Source organism: Micrococcus sp. KT16 (assembly GCF_003315015.1).
GTDB lineage: Bacteria > Actinomycetota > Actinomycetes > Actinomycetales > Micrococcaceae > Micrococcus > Micrococcus luteus.
In genome coordinates, this window is record NZ_QNRG01000003.1 from 258,680 (window position 1) to 277,120 (window position 18,441).

General features: G+C 73.9%; 16 protein-coding genes, 1 tRNA gene and 1 pseudogene. 7 read left to right on the top strand and 11 right to left on the bottom strand.

Going from position 1 to position 18,441, the window contains the following annotated elements; genetic code table 11:
• Positions 1-165 precede the first annotated feature (165 nt).
• On the bottom strand, positions 166-1,311 hold the full coding sequence (locus tag DE149_RS04630; protein WP_113914066.1) for an ABC transporter ATP-binding protein: 1,146 nt from the start codon (positions 1,309-1,311) through the stop codon (positions 166-168).
• A 203-nt stretch (positions 1,312-1,514) separates the two neighbouring features.
• Entirely contained in the window at positions 1,515-2,564 is a 1,050-nt protein-coding gene (locus DE149_RS04635; RefSeq protein ID WP_113914067.1) for an LLM class flavin-dependent oxidoreductase, read from the bottom strand.
• 139 nt (positions 2,565-2,703) lie between these two features.
• Here DE149_RS04635 and DE149_RS04640 point away from each other — a divergent pair, with 139 nt between their 5' ends.
• The 3 genes from DE149_RS04640 (at position 2,704) to DE149_RS04650 (ending at position 5,949) form a co-directional block, all read left to right on the top strand.
• Positions 2,704-3,120 carry an ankyrin repeat domain-containing protein gene (locus tag DE149_RS04640; protein ID WP_113914068.1) on the top strand — a complete coding sequence of 139 codons (417 nt, stop codon included), beginning with the start codon at positions 2,704-2,706 and terminating at the stop codon, positions 3,118-3,120.
• Between the two features lie 119 nt (positions 3,121-3,239).
• Positions 3,240-4,550: a tRNA dihydrouridine synthase DusB gene (dusB, locus tag DE149_RS04645; RefSeq protein WP_113914069.1), complete on the top strand. Its 1,311-nt coding sequence runs from the start codon at positions 3,240-3,242 to the stop codon at positions 4,548-4,550.
• Positions 4,543-5,949, top strand: a complete 1,407-nt coding sequence (locus DE149_RS04650) for a deoxyguanosinetriphosphate triphosphohydrolase (RefSeq protein WP_113914070.1) — start codon at positions 4,543-4,545, stop codon at positions 5,947-5,949. The genes dusB and DE149_RS04650 overlap by 8 nt, the downstream gene beginning before the upstream one ends.
• Positions 5,950-5,967: 18 nt before the next feature.
• Here the strand turns inward: DE149_RS04650 and DE149_RS04655 are convergent, their stop codons facing one another.
• From DE149_RS04655 to DE149_RS04680, 6 genes are all read right to left on the bottom strand, one after another.
• Positions 5,968-7,122: an ABC transporter ATP-binding protein gene (locus DE149_RS04655; protein WP_197458565.1), complete on the bottom strand. Its 1,155-nt coding sequence runs from the start codon at positions 7,120-7,122 to the stop codon at positions 5,968-5,970.
• 5 nt (positions 7,123-7,127) lie between these two features.
• Entirely contained in the window at positions 7,128-8,675 is a 1,548-nt protein-coding gene (locus DE149_RS04660) for an iron ABC transporter permease (RefSeq protein ID WP_010079202.1), read from the bottom strand.
• Between the two features lie 77 nt (positions 8,676-8,752).
• Positions 8,753-9,844: an iron ABC transporter substrate-binding protein gene (locus DE149_RS04665; protein ID WP_036317448.1), complete on the bottom strand. Its 1,092-nt coding sequence runs from the start codon at positions 9,842-9,844 to the stop codon at positions 8,753-8,755.
• Positions 9,845-9,950: 106 nt separating this feature from the next.
• Complete coding sequence (locus DE149_RS04670; RefSeq protein WP_113914071.1) at positions 9,951-10,871, bottom strand: NAD-dependent deacylase; 921 nt, start codon at positions 10,869-10,871, stop codon at positions 9,951-9,953.
• A gap of 9 nt (positions 10,872-10,880) precedes the next feature.
• A complete protein-coding gene (locus tag DE149_RS04675; RefSeq protein WP_113914072.1) occupies positions 10,881-11,891 on the bottom strand; it encodes an IS481 family transposase in 1,011 nt (336 codons plus the stop codon).
• Between the two features lie 217 nt (positions 11,892-12,108).
• Positions 12,109-13,692, bottom strand: coding sequence for an anthranilate synthase component I family protein (locus DE149_RS04680; RefSeq protein WP_113914073.1), 1,584 nt, complete (start codon positions 13,690-13,692; stop codon positions 12,109-12,111).
• Between the two features lie 89 nt (positions 13,693-13,781).
• On the opposite strand from DE149_RS04680, the pseudogene DE149_RS04685 reads away from it, so the two are divergent.
• The 3 genes and pseudogenes from DE149_RS04685 to dnaG form a co-directional block, all read left to right on the top strand.
• Positions 13,782-14,507: pseudogene (locus tag DE149_RS04685) on the top strand (bile acid:sodium symporter); the annotation flags it as partial.
• Between the two features lie 62 nt (positions 14,508-14,569).
• On the top strand, positions 14,570-14,815 hold the full coding sequence (locus tag DE149_RS04690) for a hypothetical protein (protein ID WP_069942019.1): 246 nt from the start codon (positions 14,570-14,572) through the stop codon (positions 14,813-14,815).
• Between the two features lie 30 nt (positions 14,816-14,845).
• Positions 14,846-16,756: a DNA primase gene (gene dnaG / locus DE149_RS04695; protein WP_113914074.1), complete on the top strand. Its 1,911-nt coding sequence runs from the start codon at positions 14,846-14,848 to the stop codon at positions 16,754-16,756.
• A gap of 81 nt (positions 16,757-16,837) precedes the next feature.
• Here the strand turns inward: dnaG and DE149_RS04700 are convergent, their stop codons facing one another.
• Positions 16,838-17,512: a PepSY domain-containing protein gene (locus DE149_RS04700; RefSeq protein ID WP_081339288.1), complete on the bottom strand. Its 675-nt coding sequence runs from the start codon at positions 17,510-17,512 to the stop codon at positions 16,838-16,840.
• A gap of 206 nt (positions 17,513-17,718) precedes the next feature.
• Here DE149_RS04700 and DE149_RS04705 point away from each other — a divergent pair.
• A tRNA-Asn gene (locus DE149_RS04705) sits at positions 17,719-17,790 on the top strand.
• Here the strand turns inward: DE149_RS04705 and DE149_RS11950 are convergent.
• Entirely contained in the window at positions 17,752-18,012 is a 261-nt protein-coding gene (locus DE149_RS11950) for a helix-turn-helix transcriptional regulator (RefSeq protein WP_080695933.1), read from the bottom strand. The genes DE149_RS04705 and DE149_RS11950 overlap by 39 nt on opposite strands.
• Positions 17,982-18,441 (bottom strand): IS5 family transposase (locus tag DE149_RS04715; RefSeq protein ID WP_113914075.1); only part of this gene is annotated, 460 nt, incomplete at its 5' end. The genes DE149_RS11950 and DE149_RS04715, both read right to left, overlap by 31 nt.

Here is an 18,441-nt window from a genome sequence, read left to right on the forward strand (position 1 = left end):
CCTCGGACGGGGTGCCCGACCGGGGCCCGGGCGGGAGAGGGGTCGGCCCGGTGGTCGAGGAACCTGTGTGGCCCGACGTGGTCATGGAGTCTCCTTCGGGTGGGACGGCGACGCCCGGGCGTCGTCGTGGGCAGAACGACGCCCGGGCGTGCAGGGCGGGGCGGTTCAGTCGGGCAGGCGCATGCCGGTGGCGGGGTCGAACAGGTGGACGTGGTCCGTGTTCGGCGTGGCCCACACGGTGGTCCCGGCCCGGGGCGGGGTGCGGCCCTCGGTGCGGACCACGATCTCGTGGGCGCCCGGGCCCTCGGTCACCCGGCCGCCCTCCGCGGTGGGGTCCACCTGGATGATCGCCCCGGCCGCCGTCACGGGGGCGAGGTGACCGTACACGTAGGCGTCGGCGCCGAGCTCCTCCACCACGTCCGCCTCGATCGGCAGACCTCGGCCGTCCTCGCCGAGATGCAGGTCCTCCGGGCGGATGCCCACGGTGACCTCGGGGCCCGTGAGGGCCGCCCGCTGCGCGGCCGTCAGCGGCAGGCGCAGCGTGCCCACGGTGGCGACGCCGTCGGAGACCGGGGCGCGGAACAGGTTCATGGCGGGGGAGCCGATGAACCCTGCGACGAACTCGGTGGCGGGGCGGTCGTACAGGTTGCGCGGGGTGTCCACCTGCTGGAGCAGGCCGTCCTTGAGCACGGCCACCCGGTCGCCCATGGTCATGGCCTCCACCTGGTCGTGCGTGACGTACACGGTGGTGACGCCCAGGCGTCGGGTGAGGGACGCGATCTGCGTGCGGGTCTGCACGCGCAGCTTGGCGTCGAGGTTGGACAGGGGCTCGTCCATGAGGAAGACCTGCGGGTTGCGCACGATCGCGCGCCCCATGGCCACGCGCTGGCGCTGGCCGCCGGAGAGGGCCTTGGGCTTGCGGTCGAGGTAGTCGGTGAGGTCCAGGATCTTCGCGGCGTCCTCCACACGACGGCGGCGCTCGGCGGCGTCCACGCCGGCGATCTTGAGGGCGAAGCCCATGTTCTTGGCCACGGTCATGTGCGGGTAGAGGGCGTAGTTCTGGAACACCATCGCGATGTCCCGCTCGCGGGAGTGCACGTGGGTGACGTCCCGATCCCCGATGAAGATCTGACCCTGGGTGACCTCCTCGAGGCCGGCCAGCATGCGCAGGGTCGTGGACTTGCCGCAGCCCGAGGGTCCGACGAGCACCAGGAACTCACCGTCGGCGATGTCGAGGTCGAGACCGGAGACCGACGGGCGTTCGGCTCCTGGGTACTGACAGGTCACATTGGCGTAGCGCACGGACGTCATGGTGCGAGGCCCCTTTCCCGGCAGGCACGTGCCGGACGATCCGATGATGAGGTCGTCTCCTGGCGTGATCCACGCCACTCTCAGATGAGAATCGTAGCCCCGCTCATCTGAAGCGTCCAGGGGTGATGGTGGTCCGCCGTCCGCTGGCGATCCCGGGGGGCGGTGGCGCAGGGCCCGCCCTGGGCAGGCCAGGCGGACGGGCGTCAGCGGTCCCAGCCGAGCAACCGCCACACCTGCGCCCAGCCGGCGAAGAGCTTCGCGTTGTACTCGGCGCCCAGCTGGTTGGGGTTGGCGAACAGCACCCAGTCCGCGGCCTGCACCGCGGAGTCCGCCGCCAGCTTCTCGGCGACCTCCTCGGCGGAGCCGGCGTACGTCGGCCCCGAGCGGGCGGCGGCGCCGTCGAGCCGCCCGGAGGAGTCCCGGGAGGAGCGCTCCCGGCCGAAGTAGAGCTCGTCCTGCGCGTCCTGGATGACGAACGCGCTGCGGGTGACCGCCGTGCGAGGTGCGCCGGTCGCGCCCAGGGAGGTGACGCCGTCGTGGTGGCCGGCCGCCGCGTAGGCCTCGTGGTAGCGGGCGATCTGGTCGGCCTGCTGCACGTGGAAGGGCCGGCCGTCGTCCTGCAGCAGCAGGGTGGAGGAGAGCATGTCGTAGCCGGCGGCGCCCGCGCGCTCCGCCGTGACGGTGGTGCCGCAGCCCCACCAGATGCGCTGGGCCAGCGTGGGGGAGTGCGGCTCGACTCGCAGCGGCGCGGTGGTGTGCGCCCAGCCGGAGGTGGGGTCCGGCGTCGCGATCCCGGCCCCGGAGATGCCCGCCATGAACCGCAGGCCGCGCTCCCAGGCCTCCTCGGACCAGCTCCGGCCCTCGGTGAGCGTGTAGCCGAACTGCTCCTGGCCGTCCGCGGCGGCCTCGGGGGAGCCGCGGGAGACGCCGAGCTCGAGCCGGCCGCCGGAGATGAGGTCCGTGGTGGCCGCGGCCTCGGCCATGTACAGGGGGTTCTCATACCGCAGGTCGATCACGCCGGTGCCGAGGCTGATCCGCTCGGTGCGGGCGGCCATCGCGGCGAGGATCGGGAACGGCGAGGAGAACATCCGCTGGAAGTGGTGGACGCGCAGCCAGGCGCCGTCGAGCCCGGCGTCCTCGGCGGCCACGGCCATGGCGACGACGTCGTCGAGGGCCTGCCGCGCGTCCGGTTCGGCGCCGGGCCGGTGGATCCAGTGGCCGAAGTTGAGGAAGCCGAGGTGCTTGCGGGTCATGCCGGGTGCAACCGTGGGGCGGGCGGGGCTGTTCCCGCTGCTCGTCTGACCGCCGGCCGGCGACATCACCTGCGGGCAGACCCGCGGAGATGTCGCTGCGGAGCGGTCGATCGTCGCGGCGTCCGCCATACTGGCGGGCATGAGTGAGCAGTGGAGCGAGAAGGACATCGAGCTGGCGAACCGGCTCTTCGACATGGCGCGGGACGGGGACACGGCCCAGCTGAAGGCATACCTGGACGCCGGGGTGAGCACGCGCCTGCGCAACCACGCGGGCGACTCCTTCCTCACGCTCGCCGCCTATCACGAGCACCCGGACACGGTGGCGATGCTGATCGAGGCCGGCGCCGAGATCGAGCACGCCAACGATCGCGGCCAGCGCCCCCTGACCTGCGCCACGTTCAAGCGGGATGTCGCCTCGATGCGGCATCTGCTCGCGGCCGGTGCGGACCCGGACGCGGGCACCCCCTCGGCGCGCCAGACCGCTCAGATGTTCGCCGGTGCGGACCTGCTGGCGGTGCTCGACGGCGGGGGCGCGGCGCCGCCGTCGGAGGCCTGACCCGCCGGGAGGATGGTCTGCCCGTCCCGGCGGGGTGCCTCGGTGATCGCCTCCCAGCGGGCCTCGTCGTGGGGCACGGTGACGCGGGTGCCGGGCGGAATGGAAGAATGGGGCTTGACATGACTTCTTCCCACACCCTCCCCGCCGCGGCGATGACCGACGCCGACGACGTTGCCGACCCTCACGCCGCGCACTACGCCAAGTCCGCCGGCGCGGGTCGACGCATCACCGACGACGACCAGCTCCACGAGGGCCGCCACCCCGCCCCGACGACGGACCGCCTGACCCTGCCCCCGCTGCGGCTGGGACCGCTGACCATCGACGTCCCCGTGGTGCTCGCCCCGATGGCCGGCATCACGAACACCGCGTTCCGGCGCCTGTGCCGGGAGTACGGCGGCGGCCTCTACGTGAACGAAATGGTCACCGCCCGGGCTCTCGTGGAGCGCAAGCCCGAGTCGATGCGGATCATCCAGCACGACCCGGACGAGGTGCCCCGCTCCGTCCAGCTCTACTCGGTGGATCCGGTCACCACCGGCGCCGCGGTGCGGATGCTGGTCGAGGAGGACCGCTGCGACCACATCGACATGAACTTCGGCTGCCCCGTGCCCAAGGTGACCCGGCGCGGCGGCGGCTCCGCCCTGCCGTGGAAGTCGGAGCTGTTCGCCTCGATCGTCAAGGCGGCCGTGACCGAGGCGGCCAAGAAGGACATCCCGGTGACCGTGAAGATGCGCCGCGGCATCGACGAGGACCACCTGACCTTCCTCGACGCCGGCCGCACGGCCCGCGACCTCGGCGTCGCCGCCGTCGCCCTCCACGGCCGCACCACCCGCCAGTTCTACTCGGGCACCGCCGTGTGGGACGACATCGCCCGGCTGCGCGAGGCCCTGCCGGACATCCCCGTGCTCGGCAACGGCGACATCTGGTCCGCGGAGGACGCCATCGCGATGGTCGAGCAGACCGGCGTGGACGGTGTCGTGATCGGCCGCGGCTGCCAGGGAAGGCCCTGGCTGTTCGGGGACCTGCAGGCCGCCTTCGAGGGCCGCCAGGACCGGTTCCAGCCGACCCTGGGCATGGTCGCGGACACGCTGTACCGCCACGCCGAGCTGCTCGTGGACACCTTCGGCGGCGACGAGACGAAGGCGCTGCGGGACATCCGCAAGCACGTGGCCTGGTACTTCAAGGGCTACCCCGTGGGCTCGGAGATCCGCACCGCGCTGTCCACCGTCCCGGACCTGGCCACGCTGGGCGAGATCCTCGCCCGCGTGGACCGGGACCAGCCCTACCCGGGCGAGGCCGCCGAGGGCCCGCGCGGCCGGGCCGGCGCCCCCAAGCGCCCGCACCTGCCGGACGGCTGGCTCGACTCCCGCGAGCTCAATGCCGAGCAGCAGGCCATGATCCAGGCCGCCGAGCTGGACGTCTCCGGTGGCTGAGCCCACGACGCCGGAGCCCGCCGCCGGAGCGCCCGCCGCGCCGTCGTCGCCCTGGACCGGCGCCGCCCACCAGCCGGTGCTGTTCGGCCCGGAAGGCCGGCCCCCGTATGCCGGCCGCGCCGTGCAGACCCCCGGCTACACGCCGTGGGACCGGGAGCGGTGGCTGCCCGAGTCGCCCAAGTCCTCCTACCGTTCGGACTTCGAGCGGGACCGTGCCCGCGTGCTGCACTCCGCGGGCCTGCGCCGGCTGGGGGCCAAGACCCAGGTGGTCGCCCCGGACGCGGACGACTTCGCCCGCACCCGCCTGACGCACTCGCTCGAGGTGGCCCAGGTGGGGCGTGAGCTCGGCCGGTCGCTGGGCTGCGACCCCGACCTCGTGGACACCGCCTGCCTGTCCCACGACCTCGGCCACCCGCCCTTCGGGCACAACGGGGAGAAGGCGCTCGACGCGCTCAGCGAGGACGTCGGCGGCTTCGAGGGCAACGCCCAGACCCTGCGGCTGCTGGCCCGCCTCGAACAGAAGAAGCTCTTCGCGGACGGCTCCTCCGCGGGCCTGAACCTCACGCGCGCCGCCCTCGACGCCGCATGCAAGTACCCGTGGACCCGTGAGGACGCCCCGCTGCGCCCCGACGGCACGCGTTCGCGCAAGTTCGGCGTCTACGAGGACGACCTGCCCGTGTTCCGCTGGTTCCGCGCCGGGGTGCCCGGCACGCGCACGTCCATGGAGGCCCAGGTCATGGACCTCGCGGACGACATCTCCTACTCCGTGCACGACGTCGAGGACGGCGTGGTCAACGCCGTGTTCCAGCTCAAGTGGCTGGCCATCCCGGAGCACCGGGAGCGCGTCGTGGAGACCACCCGCCAGTGGTACCTGCCGCACACGGACCCGGCCGAGGTCGACGCGGCCCTGGCCCGCCTCGAGGCCACCGACGTGTGGGTCTCCGAGATGGACGGCTCCCGGCGGGCGCTCGCGGCGATGAAGGACATGACGAGCCAGCTGATCGGCCGGTTCTGCAGCGCCGCCTTCGACGCCACGCGCCAGGTGTTCGGCAACGAGCCGCTGACCCGCCACGGGGCCGACGTCGTGGTGCCCGAGGAGACGGAGACCGAGATTGCCGTGATGAAGGGCATCGCGGCGGCCTACGTGATGACCGCCGAGCAGCGCCAGCCGCTCTACGCGCGGCAGCGCGAGGTGCTCGCGGAGCTCGTGGCGCTGCTCGACGCGACGGGGGACCGGTACCTCGAGCCGATGTTCACGTTCGACTGGGCGCAGGCCCCCGACGACGCCGCCCGGCGGCGCGTGGTGATCGACCAGATCGCCTCGCTCACCGATTCGACCGCCGTCGAGTGGCATCACACCCTGGTGCAGGGCGCGGAGTTCCGGCGCGTCTGGATCTGAGGGGCCGCCCCGGGCCGGTCACTCGCCCGGGGCGACGACGGCGCACGGGCCCGCGAGCCGGACCCCGCAGGCGGCGTCGAGCGGGGGCAGCGCCCCCTCCACGCGGGCCTGGGCCCGGGTGCCGTCGGCCAGCTGGACCGTGGCCACCGAGTCGTGGCCGCGGTAGTCCACGTCCACCACGGTGGCGGGCGTCCAGACGCGCGCGGCCTCGACCCCGTCCACGTCAACGGTCGGGTCGAGGGTGCCGCGCACGTGCTCGGGGCGGACCACCACGAGGTCCCCGGGCACAGCCGTGGCCGCACGCGCCCCGTGCAGGGGCACCGGGCCGAGGGCGGTGCGCCCGATCCGCCGGCCGCCGTCGCGCTCCGGCCCGGTCACGTCCAGCAGCGGCAGCAGGGAGGCCTCCCCGACGAACGCGGCGACCCAGGCGTCGGCCGGGTGCGCGTACACCTCGTCCGGCGTGCCCAGCTGGCGCAGGCGCCCGGCCCGCATCACGGCCGCGCGGTCGGCCATGGACAGGGCCTCGGACTGGTCGTGGGTGACGAGCACGGCCGTGGCGCCGTCCTCCTTCAGCGCCTGGCGCACGTCCCGGCGCAGGCCGCTGCGCAGGGAGGCGTCGAGGGCGCCGAAGGGCTCGTCCAGCAGGATCAGCGGCGGGCGCGGGGCCATCGCCCGGGCCAGGGCCACGCGCTGCTGCTGGCCGCCGGAGAGCTCGTGCGGCATGCGCTCGCCGTGGCCGGCGAGGTCCACGAGCTCGAGGCACTCCTGGATGCGGGCCATCCGCCCGGGCCGGCGGCGGCGCAGCCCGAAGCCCACGTTCTCCGCCACGCTCAGGTGCGGGAACAGGGCGCCGTCCTGGGGCACCACGGCCACGTGCCGGCGGTGGGCGGGCACGTGCACGCGGGGCAGGGCCACCACGGAGCCGGCAAGGCTGATGCGGCCGGACTCGATGCGCTCGAAGCCGGCCAGGCAGCGCAGCAGCGTGGTCTTCCCGCAGCCGGAGGGGCCGAGCACGGCGAGCAGCTCGCCCGGCTCCAGGTCGAACTGCACGCCCTCCAGGACGGGCCCCTCCCCGTAGGAGGCGCCGAGGTCGGCCACGGACACGGCGTGGCCGACGCCGGGCCGGGGACCGGCCGGGCGGGACGCGCGGGTCGAGGCGGCGGGGGAGGGCATGGCGGTCATTCTGACACCTCGTTCGGGGTCGACGGGGCGCTCGAGCGGCCGCGCACGGCCGCGACGATCCCCGTGCGGTGGACCACCACCCACGTGGGCACCGCGGCGAGCAGCACGAGGGTGAGCGCGTAGGGGGCGGCCTCGGCGTACCGGCCCACGCTGGTGGCGTTCCACAGGCGGGTGGCGAGCGTGTCCATGCCGGTGGGCCGCAGCAGCAGCGTGGCGGGCAGCTCCTTCATGGCGGTGAGGGCCACCAGCGCGACGCCGGCGCCCACCCCCGGCAGCGCCAGCGGCAGGGTCACGCGGCGCAGCACCTCGGCGCCCGAGGAGCCCAGGGACCGGGCCGCCTCCTCGAGGGCAGGGGAGGACTGGGCGACGGCCCCGGCCACCGACGTGACCGCCAGCGGCAGGAACAGGGTGGCGTAGGCGAAGGCCACCATCCACGTGGTCTGGTAGAGCGCCGGGACCAGGGAGACCCCGAGGAACACGAGGGAGAGCCCCACGACGACGCCGGGCAGCCCGTGCGCGAGGAACGCGGCGCGCTCGGCGATCCGGGAGACGCGCCCCGGGTGGCGGGCGGCGAGGATGCCGATCGGCAGGGCGAGGGCGAGGGTGAGCGCCGCGCCCGCGCCCGCCAGGACCACGGAGCCGGAGACGGCGTCGAGCCAGCGGTCCCGGACGGCGGACAGGGACGTGCCCTCGCCCATCCAGCGGACCAGGCTCACCGCGGGCACGCCCAGCGCGGCGCCCGTGACCACGGCGAGGAGCCCGGTGCCGACCCAGCGGGACCGGCCCAGCCGGTGCACGCTGACCCGGCGGACCGTGCGACCGGAGCGGACGCCGTCGTCGGCCCGGCGGGTGCGGGACTCGCCCCAGAGCACCAGCACCGTCAGCAGCACGAGCACGGTGGCCAGGGTGAGGGCGAGCTGCCGGTTGAAGCCCACCTCGAGCGCCGTGAAGATCGCCCGGGTGAAGGTGTCCAAGCGCAGGATGGCCACGGCGCCGAAGTCGGAGAGCACGTAGAGGGCCACCAGCAGGGCGCCGCCGGCGATCGCCGGGCGCACTTGGGCGAGCGTGACGGTGAACAGCGTGGCGGCGGGGCCGCGGCCGAGCGAGCGGGCCACGTCCTCCTGGCCGGGGTCGATGCGGGAGAGCGCGGCCGCCACCGGCAGGTATACGTACGGGTACGTGTAGAGGGTCATCACCGTCACCGCGGCCCAGAACCCCTCGAAGCGCCCCGCCTCCACGCCGGGCAGCAGGTCCGAGACGGACACCCACGTGAACGCCGCCACGTAGGAGGGCACGGCCAGCGGCAGCGCCAGCAGGACGGCCAGCAGGCCGCGGCCGGGCGTGTCGGTGCGGGTGACGAGCCAGGCGGCGCCCACGCCGATCACCAGGCACAGCGCGGTCACCACGGCGGTGAGCGCGAGCGAGGTGGCGGCCAGGGCGCCCACGCGCGGGCTCACGACGGCGTCCAGCCAGGGGCCGAACCCGCCCTGGGCGGTGCGCAGGAACAGGTAGCCGATGGGGACGAGCGCGACCGCCGCGGCCACGAGGGCCGCGGCGGTCAGCGCCGCGGGAGCGCGCCGTCCGCGCGTGCGGCGGACGGCCGGCTCCGGTGCTCGGGGGGTCAGAGCAGGCCCGCCTCCTGGATCATCTGGATGGTGGTCTGGAGGTCGTCCAGGTCGTTGAGGTCCACGTCGGGGGCCTTGACCTCGGAGAGCTCCGGGAAGCCGGCCGGCTGCTCCACGCCCTCCACGAGCGGGTACTCGCCGGTCTCCTCGGCGAAGTACGACTGACCGTCCTCGGAGAGAAGGTACTCCACGAGGGCGGCGGCGTCGCCGTCCTCCTGCTCGCCCACCAGGCCCATGCCGGACACGTTCACCAGCGAGCCGAGGTCGCCGTCGGGGAAGAAGTGCAGGGACGCGCCCAGCTCCTCCGGGGCGACGCCCTTCTCCCGGGCCAGCTCGAACAGGTAGTAGTGGTTGACCAGGCCGGTGTCCAGGGTGCCGGCGTCCACGTCGGCGAGGATCTCGCCGTTCTTCTCGCGGCGCTGCGGGTCGTTGGCGGCGAAGTCCTCGAGCCAGGTCCGGGCCTCGTCCTCGCCCTTCTGCAGGCGAAGGGCGGTGACGAACGTCTGGAAGGACGCGTTGGTGGGGGCGACGCCGACGCGGCCCTTCCACTTCGGATCGGTCAGCTCGTCGACCGACGTCGGGAGGTCGGCCTCGGGGACCTTCTCCTCGTTGTAGGCCAGCACGCGGACGCGGCCGGTCAGGCCGACCCAGTCGCCCTCGTCGTCCCGGTAGGTCTCGGGCACGCGGTCCAGGGTCTCCTGGGCGAGGGGCGTGAACAGGCCCTCCTTGGCGACGGCGCCGAGCGCGCCCGCATCCTGGGAGAGGAACACGTCGGCGGGGGAGCCCTCGCCCTCCTCGATCAGCTGCGCGGCCATGGCGGGGGTCTTGTCGTAGCGGACCTCCACCTCGATGCCGGTCTCGTCGGTGAACTCGTCCAGGATCGGCTGGACGAGGTCCTCGCTGCGGCCCGAGTACAGGGTGACCTTCTTGTCCGACTCGGCGGCGGAGGCGGAGCCGGACGCCGCGCCGGACGCGGAGTCCGAGCCGGAGCCGCCGGTGCCGCCGGCGCAGGCGGTCAGGGCGAGCAGCAGCGTGGCGGACACGGCCGAGAGGCGGACACCACGCGAGAGGGCGCGGGACTGGGGCATGGCAATCTCGATTCGGGAGGAGTGGCGGGGGCGGCGCCGCGGGCCAGGGGTTCCTGGCGGGCCGGCAAGGGGAGCCTATTAAGTCATGCGTGTGTTGTCTATTGCGTCACCATGTGACGTGCCTCGCAGTCGACAAGGCCCCCGACGGCCCGGGCCAGACGCCGGCGACGAGCGCGGGCAGCACCGCCCCGGCCGAGCCGCGCAGCGCGTGCGTCACCGCGCCGCTCAGCTCGGTCTTCACGGGGTTCACCTCGACGACGGCGACCCCGGCTCCCAGCGCCACGAACGGCAGGGACGCGGCCGGCTGGATCAGGCCCGAGGTGCCGACGACGAGGGCCAGGTCGCAGCGCTCCAGCGCCTCGTAGGCGCGCTCCCACGGCTCCTGCGGCAGCATCTCGCCGAACCACACCACGCCCGGCCGGATCCGTCCCGTCCCGCACGCCGGGCACGCCGGCGGCGCCTCACGCAGCATCGCCTCCAGGTCCGCCTCCGAGCCGGCCGCGTCCACGTCCGAGGGCGCGCCCGGGTCCACGTCCGCCGGGGCCCCGCACTCGGCGCAGCGGTGTTCGAACAGCGAGCCGTGCAGGTGCGCGAGCACGCGGGCGCCGGCCCGCTCGTGCAGGTCGTCCACGTTCTGGGTGACCACCTCCAGGTCGGGTGTGCGGCGCTGCCAGGCGGCGACGGCGACGTGCCCCGGATTCGGTCGGCGGGCCCGCACCATCCGGGCACGCCACCGGTACCAGGACCACACGAGCGCGGGATCGGCGAGGAACGCCTCCTCCGTGGCGAGCTGTTCCGCGGAGAAGCGCTCCCACAGGCCGGTCTGGGCGTCACGGAACGTGGGGATGCCGGACTCGGCGCTCATCCCCGCCCCGGAGAGCACCACGGGACGCTCGGCGGCGGCCACGAGCGCGCGGACGGCGTCCAGCGCGCCAGGGTCGAGGTCGGGAGCGGAGGCGGCGAGGACGGGAGCGGAGGCGGCGAGGACGGGGGCGGAGGCGGCGAGGACGGGGTGCGGATCGGCCATGTCCCCAGCCTAGGTGTAGGAGGGCATGACGTTGTTGACTCGGGTCGGTGCCAGTGAGGCCGGAGGAGCGTCTCCGCAGGAGGTATGAGGCCGATGGTAGTTGTAGTGGTTCACCCACACCTGCAGGGCCTCACGCCGAGCTTGCTCTGAGGAGTACGGGCGGGCGTAGAGGACCTCGTCCACCATCAGCCGGTTGTACCGCTCGACCTTCCCGTTATGGCGCGGGGTGTAGGGTCGGATCCGGTGGTGCCGGCCCCCGAGCGAGACCACCTTGGCGGTGAAGTCCACGGCCCGGTAGTTGTTCCCGTTGTCCGTGATCACCCGGTCCACGGTGATGCCGTGGGCGGCGAAGAACGCCCTCGCCCGGCAGAAGAACCCGATCGTGGTCACCGTCCGCTCGTCCTCCAACGCCTCGGTGTAGGCCAGGCGGGTGAACCCGTCGATCGCCGAGTGCAGGTAGGTGTAGCCGACCCGTCGGCCAGGCCCGCGCTTGGCTGCTCGCGCGTTCTCGGAGTCCCGGCCGTGAGCACGCCAGCCGCCCCCCTCGGGGATGCGCCCGATCTTCTTCACGTCCAGGTGCACCATGTGCCCCGGCCCGCGGGCGGTGATCCTCTGGGCCGGCTGTTGGCGCAGGTCTTCTCCGGCCGGGGTCAGGTCCCGTAGGCGGGAGATCCCGAGTCGGTGCAGCCACCGTCCCACGGTACGAAGACACACCCGGTGGCCCTCGGAGACGAGGTGGTGATGGATGCGCCGTGCGGACCACTTGCGCTCCCGCCGCAGGGCGTGGATCTGGGCGACCAAGACCGGATCGAGCTGGGCAGGTGAACGGTGCGGCCGGCTGGGCAGGTCCTGAAGGCCGGCTTCTCCCTGGGCGCGGTAGCGGGCGACCCAGGTGGCCACCGTGGGCCGGCTCACCCGGAACTCGGCGGCCACGTGTGCCTGCGGGATCCCGTCGTGCAGGTGGCGGTGGACCATCCTGAGACGGCCGGTGGGAGTCAGGGGTGCATTAGCGTGGGTCATGAGCGGGTCTCTTCTGGCAGGTGGGTTGTTGAGGAACTTCCATCCTGCGGGAGAGGCCCGCTCGTCTCATCTCAGCCGGCGCCTCGTGGCAAGAACCTCATGACCCACAACACCTAGGCAGGCGGCACGGGTGGTCGCCCCCCTTCGTTTGGGGGCGGTTTGCGGCGTTATTCCGTCGGAATACCGCCGAATATCGCCCCCGAACCCGTGAGTGGGGTCAGGTGAGGTCGGGCGACGTCGTCGGCAGGCCCGTGCCGGCGGCGCGGGCGAGGGCCCGGCGCAGGCCGCGGGCCTTGAGGAGGACCTCGTCGTGCTCGGCGGCCGGGTCCGAGTCCGCGACGATCGCCCCGCCGGCCCCCACGGACCAGCGGCCCCCGGCGAGCACGGCCGTGCGGATCACGACGGACAGCGACGTCGTCCCGTCCGCACTCAGCATCCCCAGCGCCCCGGAGTAGACCCCCCGTGGGGAGGCCTCCCACGCGGCCAGCAGCTCGACGCTGCGTCGCTTCGGCGCGCCCGTCATCGACCCGCCGGGGAACAGGGACCGCACCACGTCCACGGGTTCGACGCCGGCCCGCGCGGTCCCCGTGACCGTGGAGACGAGCTGGTGGACGCTCGCGTAGCTCTCCACCGCCATGAGGGAGGGCACCTGCACGGAGCCGGGCTCGCACACCCGGGAGAGGTCGTTGCGCAGCAGGTCCACGATCATGAGGTTCTCGGCGCGCGTCTTGGGGTCGGCGGCGAGCGCGCGGGCGGCCTCGGCGTCCGCGACCGGGTCGGGCAGGCGGGCGGCGGTGCCCTTGATCGGCTTGGTGCTGTACCGGCCCGCGCGCCCGGCGAGGAATCGCTCCGGTGAGGCCGAGACCACGGCCCACCGGCGGGAGCCCGTGCCGTGCTCCAGCAGCGCCGCGTACGGGGCCGGCTGGTGCGCGGCGAGCTCGTGGAAGAGGACCAGCGGGTCCACGCGTAGCCCGGGATCGGCGTCGAAGCGGGTGGTCAGGCACAGCTCGTAGGAGTCGCCGGCGTGCAGCGCGGCGCGGCAGCGGGCGATCTGTTCGGCGTACGCCGCCCGGTCCTCGCGCCACGTGCCCGGCGCCTCCTCGTCGGCCTGTGGTCCCGGGCCGGCGTCCCGCGGCGGGGGCACGACGACGTCGCCCGCCGCCGTCTCGAGAGCGCGGCGGGCCGCGGCGAGGGCGCGGCGCACGTCCCCTGCCCAGCGGTCGGCCCCGGTCTCCGCGGCGGTCGGAGCGAGGGAGACGACGCAGCAGTGCAGCACCCCGGCCGCGTGGTCCGCCACGACGTAGCGGGACGGGCGCACCCAGAACTGCGCGGGCAGGGACGCGGGGTCCTCGGCTCGACGTGAGGGCGGTGTCACCCCCAGATCCGCCAGGCCGAGCTCGTAGCCGAGCCAGCCGACCAGGCCGCCGCGCAGCGGCAGCCCCTCGCCGCCGACCACCGGCCGGGGCGCGGCCGCGGCCGCGAGGTCGGCCCACGCGCGGTCCGGATCGGCGGGGTCGTCGTGCCGGACCAGCCGCGGGCCGGGGGAGGGCGTGCGGCCCTGCTCCTCGCCGAGCACGTCCAGGCCGTCGCCCGCCACGGACCAGCGGGCCTCGGCCGGGTCCGGCAGGGCCGAGTCCAGCCAGAACGACGCCGCCCCGCGCACGACGGCGTGCGCGTAGACCGCCGCCACGGCGGTCGCCGCCGTGTGTCCGGCCGCCGCGAGCGCCGCGGCGTCGAGCGTGCGCACGGCCACGTGCAGGGGAGTGGAGGCGTCCTGGGGCGGGACGGGCGCGGTGGGCATGGCCCCCAGCGTAGGGGTCAGCCCCCGCCCGAATCGCTCCGTACGCTGGCGGCATGCCGTCCTCCCCGCCCCGCCGCGCCCTGGTCGCCGCGCTGCTCGTGGGCGTGCTCCTCGTGCTGCTGGCCCCGTGCGTGGACTACGTCATCGCGTTCACCGCGCTCGCGGGCGGGGCGGCCGAGCGGCTGCTGGCGGCGGCTCCGCTGCTCATGCTCGTCCAGCTGGTCGTGCTGCCCGTGCTGCTGCGCGTCGTCGCCGGCGAGGCTGCCGTGGCCGCGGTCGACGTCGGGCCCTTCGTCCGTGCGCTGGTCCTGCTGATCCTGGCGCCGCTCGCGCTCGCGGCGCTGCTCCAGTGGGGCACGGCGCGCGGCCGCGGCGGGGTGCGCCGCACGGCAGCCGGGGTGGTGCGCGGGTGCACGGCGGCGATGGTCCCGCTCATGGTCGTCACGCTGTTCACGGTGGTCGCCTCCCAGATCCGCGGGGTGGGGGAGCGGTTGCCCGCACTGGCCGCCGTCGTGCCCCTGTTCGCGGCGTTCGCCGCCGTGATGGTGGCCCTCGGCGTGGTGGCTGCGCGGTGGGCGCGTCTCGACGTGCCCGCAGGACGGGCGCTCGTGTTCTCGGGCGTGACGCGGAACTCCCTGGTCGTGCTCCCGCTGGCGTTGGCCCTGCCGGCGAGCCTGGACCCGGCCCCGCTCGTGGTGGTGACGCAGACGCTCGTGGAGCTCGGGGCGATGGTGAGCCTCGTCCGGCTGGTGCCCCGGCTGCTGCCGCTGCACGGGCAGTCCGCGGGGGCGGGCGCGGGTCGAACCGTGACCTGACCGCCCAGAATGTTGCCTTACCGTGACCGGAATCACGGTCCCGGGTGGCTATGGTGGGCGACATGAGCCTCTCGTTCGTGTCCTCGGCGCGCCGCCGTCACGGCGGCCTGGCGTCGGCCGCGCTGTTCCATCCGCTGGTCGAGGCGGCCACCGGCGCACTGCCCGTCATCGACCCCGCCACCGGGCGCCCCGCGTCCGAGGGAGTGGACGCGGCGCGGACCGAAGCGTCCCGCGCGGCAGGGACCGGTCCTGCACAGGCCGCAGCGGAGACCGAGCCATCCACGCAGGCCGGTTCCGCTCGGGGCTGACCGCTCCGCCCCCTCCCTAGAATGGTCCGCATGGCTGGACTGATCGTGCGCAAGGACATCGACCTCGTCCGCGAGCGCACGGATCTGAAGGCCGTCGTGGAGGAGTTCGTCACCCTGCGCTCGGCAGGCGTGGGCTCATTCAAGGGGCTGTGCCCGTTCCACGACGAGCGGACGCCGTCGTTCCACGTGCGCCCCGGCGTGGGCACCTACCACTGCTTCGGCTGCGGCGCGCACGGGGACGTCATCAGCTTCCTCATGGAACTCGAGCACACCACGTTCACGGAGACCGTGGAGCGGCTGGCGTCCCGCGTGGGGGTGGAGCTGCACTACGAGGACGGCGGCACCGGCCCGGACAAGGCGGAGACGGGGCGCCGTCGTCGCCTGTTCGAGGCGAACAAGGTGGCGGACGAGTTCTTCCGTCGGGCCCTCGGCTCGCCCGAGGCCCAGGCCGCCCGCGACTTCCTCACCCAGCGCGGGTTCACGCAGGAGCACGCGGTGCAGTTCGGCCTCGGGTACGCCCCGCAGGGGTGGTCGCATCTGCTGGACCACCTCCGGCAGCGCGGCTTCCGGGACGAGGAGCTGCGCGCCTCCGGGCTGGTGTCCGAGGGACAGCGCGGCCTGTACGACCGGTTCCGCGGCCGCCTGCTCTGGCCCATCCGGGACATGACCGGCGCGACCATCGGCTTCGGCGCCCGCAAGCTCTACGACGACGATCCCGGCCCCAAGTACCTGAACACCCCCGAGACGCCGCTCTACAAGAAGTCCCAGGTGCTCTACGGCATCGACCTGGCCAAGCGCACGATCGCCAAGGAACGCCAGCTGGTGCTCGTCGAGGGCTACACGGACGTGATGGCGGCCCACCTGGCCGGCGTCGGCACGGCCGTGGCCACGTGCGGCACCGCGTTCGGCGCGGACCACATCAAGGTGGCCCGCCGCCTGATCTCCGACGACGGCACGGGCGGCGAGGTGATCTTCACCTTCGACGGCGACGAGGCCGGGCAGAAGGCCGCCCTCAAGGCGTTCGACGAGGACCACCGCTTCCTCGCCAAGACGTTCGTGGCCGTGGAGCCCAGCGGCATGGACCCGTGCGACCTGCGCATGCAGAAGGGCGACGAGGCCGTGCGCGCGCTCATCGCCTCGCGGCGGCCGCTCTTCGAATTCGCGATCCGGGCGGGGCTGAAGGACTACGACCTGAACACCGTCGAGGGCCGCGCCGGCGCCCTGCGCCACGCCGCGCCGATCGTGGCGGGCATCAAGGACGCCGTCCTGCGTCCCGGCTACGAGCGGGAGCTGGCCGGCTGGCTCGGCCTGGACCCGAACGCCGTGCACCGCGCCGTGGCCGCGGCCGGGCGCGCGCCGCGGCGGGGGCCCGAGCCCGAGGCACGGCCGGCCCCGGCGGACGACGGGCAGGCGATCGGGCCCACGGGCCGCCACGGGGAGGCTGCCGCCCCGGCGCCGCGGATCGTGGTGCCGGTGGATCCGCGCGACCCCGTCGCCCGCCGCGAGCGGGAGTCCCTCGAGGTGGTGCTGCAGCATCCGACCCTGCTCTCCGCGGAGCAGTGGACCGCGCTGTACGCCGCCCGCTTCACGGTCCCGCAGTACGCCGCCGTCCACCAGGGCGTGAAGATGGCCGGGTCGGCGGGGGCGACGCCGCAGCGCTGGGTCGACGCCGTGCGGGACGCCGTGCCCCAGGAGGTGGCCGGCGTCGTGTCCGAGCTGGCCGTCCGCGACCTGCCCGCCCGCACTCCCGAGGATGTGGACCGGTACTGCCGGGACATCATGAACCGCCTGTTCGCCCTGCAGATCGTGCACCGCAAGGAGGAGCTGCTCGGGCGACTGCAGCGGCTCGGCCCCGAGGGCGACCCCGCCGAGTTCACCCGCCTCAACAGCGAGCTCATGGAACTGGAGGCGCGCCGCCGGGCCCTCCGCGCCGACGACTGACCCCCACCCGTTTTCGTTCGGGAAACGGCGGCTCCAGGCGCGTTTTCGTTCGGGAAACGGCGGCCCGTCGGCCGCGCGGCGTCAGCGCTCGTCGACCGTGAGCACCTCGCCGGACGTGGCGTCGATCTCGACCTCGGGGCCGTCGGAGCCGTCCTCGCGATCGAACCCGACCTCCCACTGGAGGGTGCCGTTGTCGTCCTCCAGGTCCATCTCGTCCAGGGTCACCCCGTCACGGCCCTCCCGGGCGGTGTCGAGTGCCTGCTGGGCGGTGACCTCGGCGTCCTTCGCCTTCTGGACGTCCTCGAGATCCGACTCGCGGTCGGTCTCGGTGATGTCGCCGTCGGCGGTGACGTCCAGCTCCTTCACCTCCTCGCCCACCACGACGTCGACCTCCCAGGTCGTGTCGTCATCGTTGGCGTCCACCTCGACGATGATGCCGTCGCCGTGCTTCTCCAGGACCGCGTCGATCACCGCGTAGGCGGGGTCGTCGGCCTGGCCGGTGCCCGAGCCGCTGCTGGCCGCGGCGGCCGTCGACGACGCCGACGTCGACGAGGCCGACGACGACGCCGAGGCCGACGTGGTCGAGGCGTCGTCCGTGGCGGGGGTGCTCGCCACTGCCGAGGAGGCGTCGACCTCCGGCGAGACGGAGCCGTCGTCGCCGTTGTCGGCCGTGGTGCCGCAAGCCGCGAGGGCGAGCGCGGCCAGCACGCCCGTGCCGGTCAGGGCGGTCTTACGCGTGAGGGTCGTGATGGTCATGGACACGTCTCTCCTTCGGGTCCGTTCCTGATGGTTCTGGGGATGTCCTCGCACGGTAGGCCTGCCGGAGCCGTGCCTGGCAAGGGCCGCCGGTCCCCGGGGGCGGGCAGGGCGACGACGGCGCCCCGCGGCCGGGTGGCACGCGGGCGGGGGCTCTGGTAGAGTTCCATCCGTTGTCCGAACGGCTCCGGCGGTTCGCGGCACATTCCCCCGTAGCTCAACGGCAGAGCATTCGACTGTTAATCGAAGGGTTGTTGGTTCGAATCCAACCGGGGGAGCCGAACAGAGGCCCCTACACCGACCATGTCGGTGTGGGGGCTTCTTCGTGCCTGGAGGATGACCGGGCCGAGCAGCTCCGCGAGCGTGATGTCGAAGACCTCCGCGATGGTGGCCAGCTCCTCCAACGTAAAGGCCACCCGCGCGCGAAGCCGGTGTGAGATTCCGCTCTGTGAGACGCCGAGTGCTGCTGCTAGGGCGTGTCTGACAATGCCTTCGACCACGCGAGCACAGCATTCAGGACCACAGCGGCCCTGTAGATGATCGCGTACTTGTCATACCGGGTCGCCAGGCCCCGCCACTGCTTCAGGTGAGCGTACTGACGCTCGATGACGTTGCGGCCCTTGTAGGCGGCCGCGTCGAGGCTGACGGGGCGCCCGCCGCGGGCACCGCGCCGTCTGCGGTGGCCCTGCTGGTCGGCCGGTTCGGGGATGACCGCTTTGATCCCACGGGCGCGTAGGTGGGTGCGGATCGCCCGGGAGGAGTACGCCTTATCGCCCAGCACGGCCTCGGGGCGGGTCCGGGGCTGCCCTACTGGCCGGGTCACGCGCAGCTGCTCCAGAAGAGGAAGCAGCATCGGGGAGTCCCCTGCCTGGCCGGGGGTGATCAGGCTGACCAGCGGCAGCCCGGTCCCATCGACGAGCTGATGGATC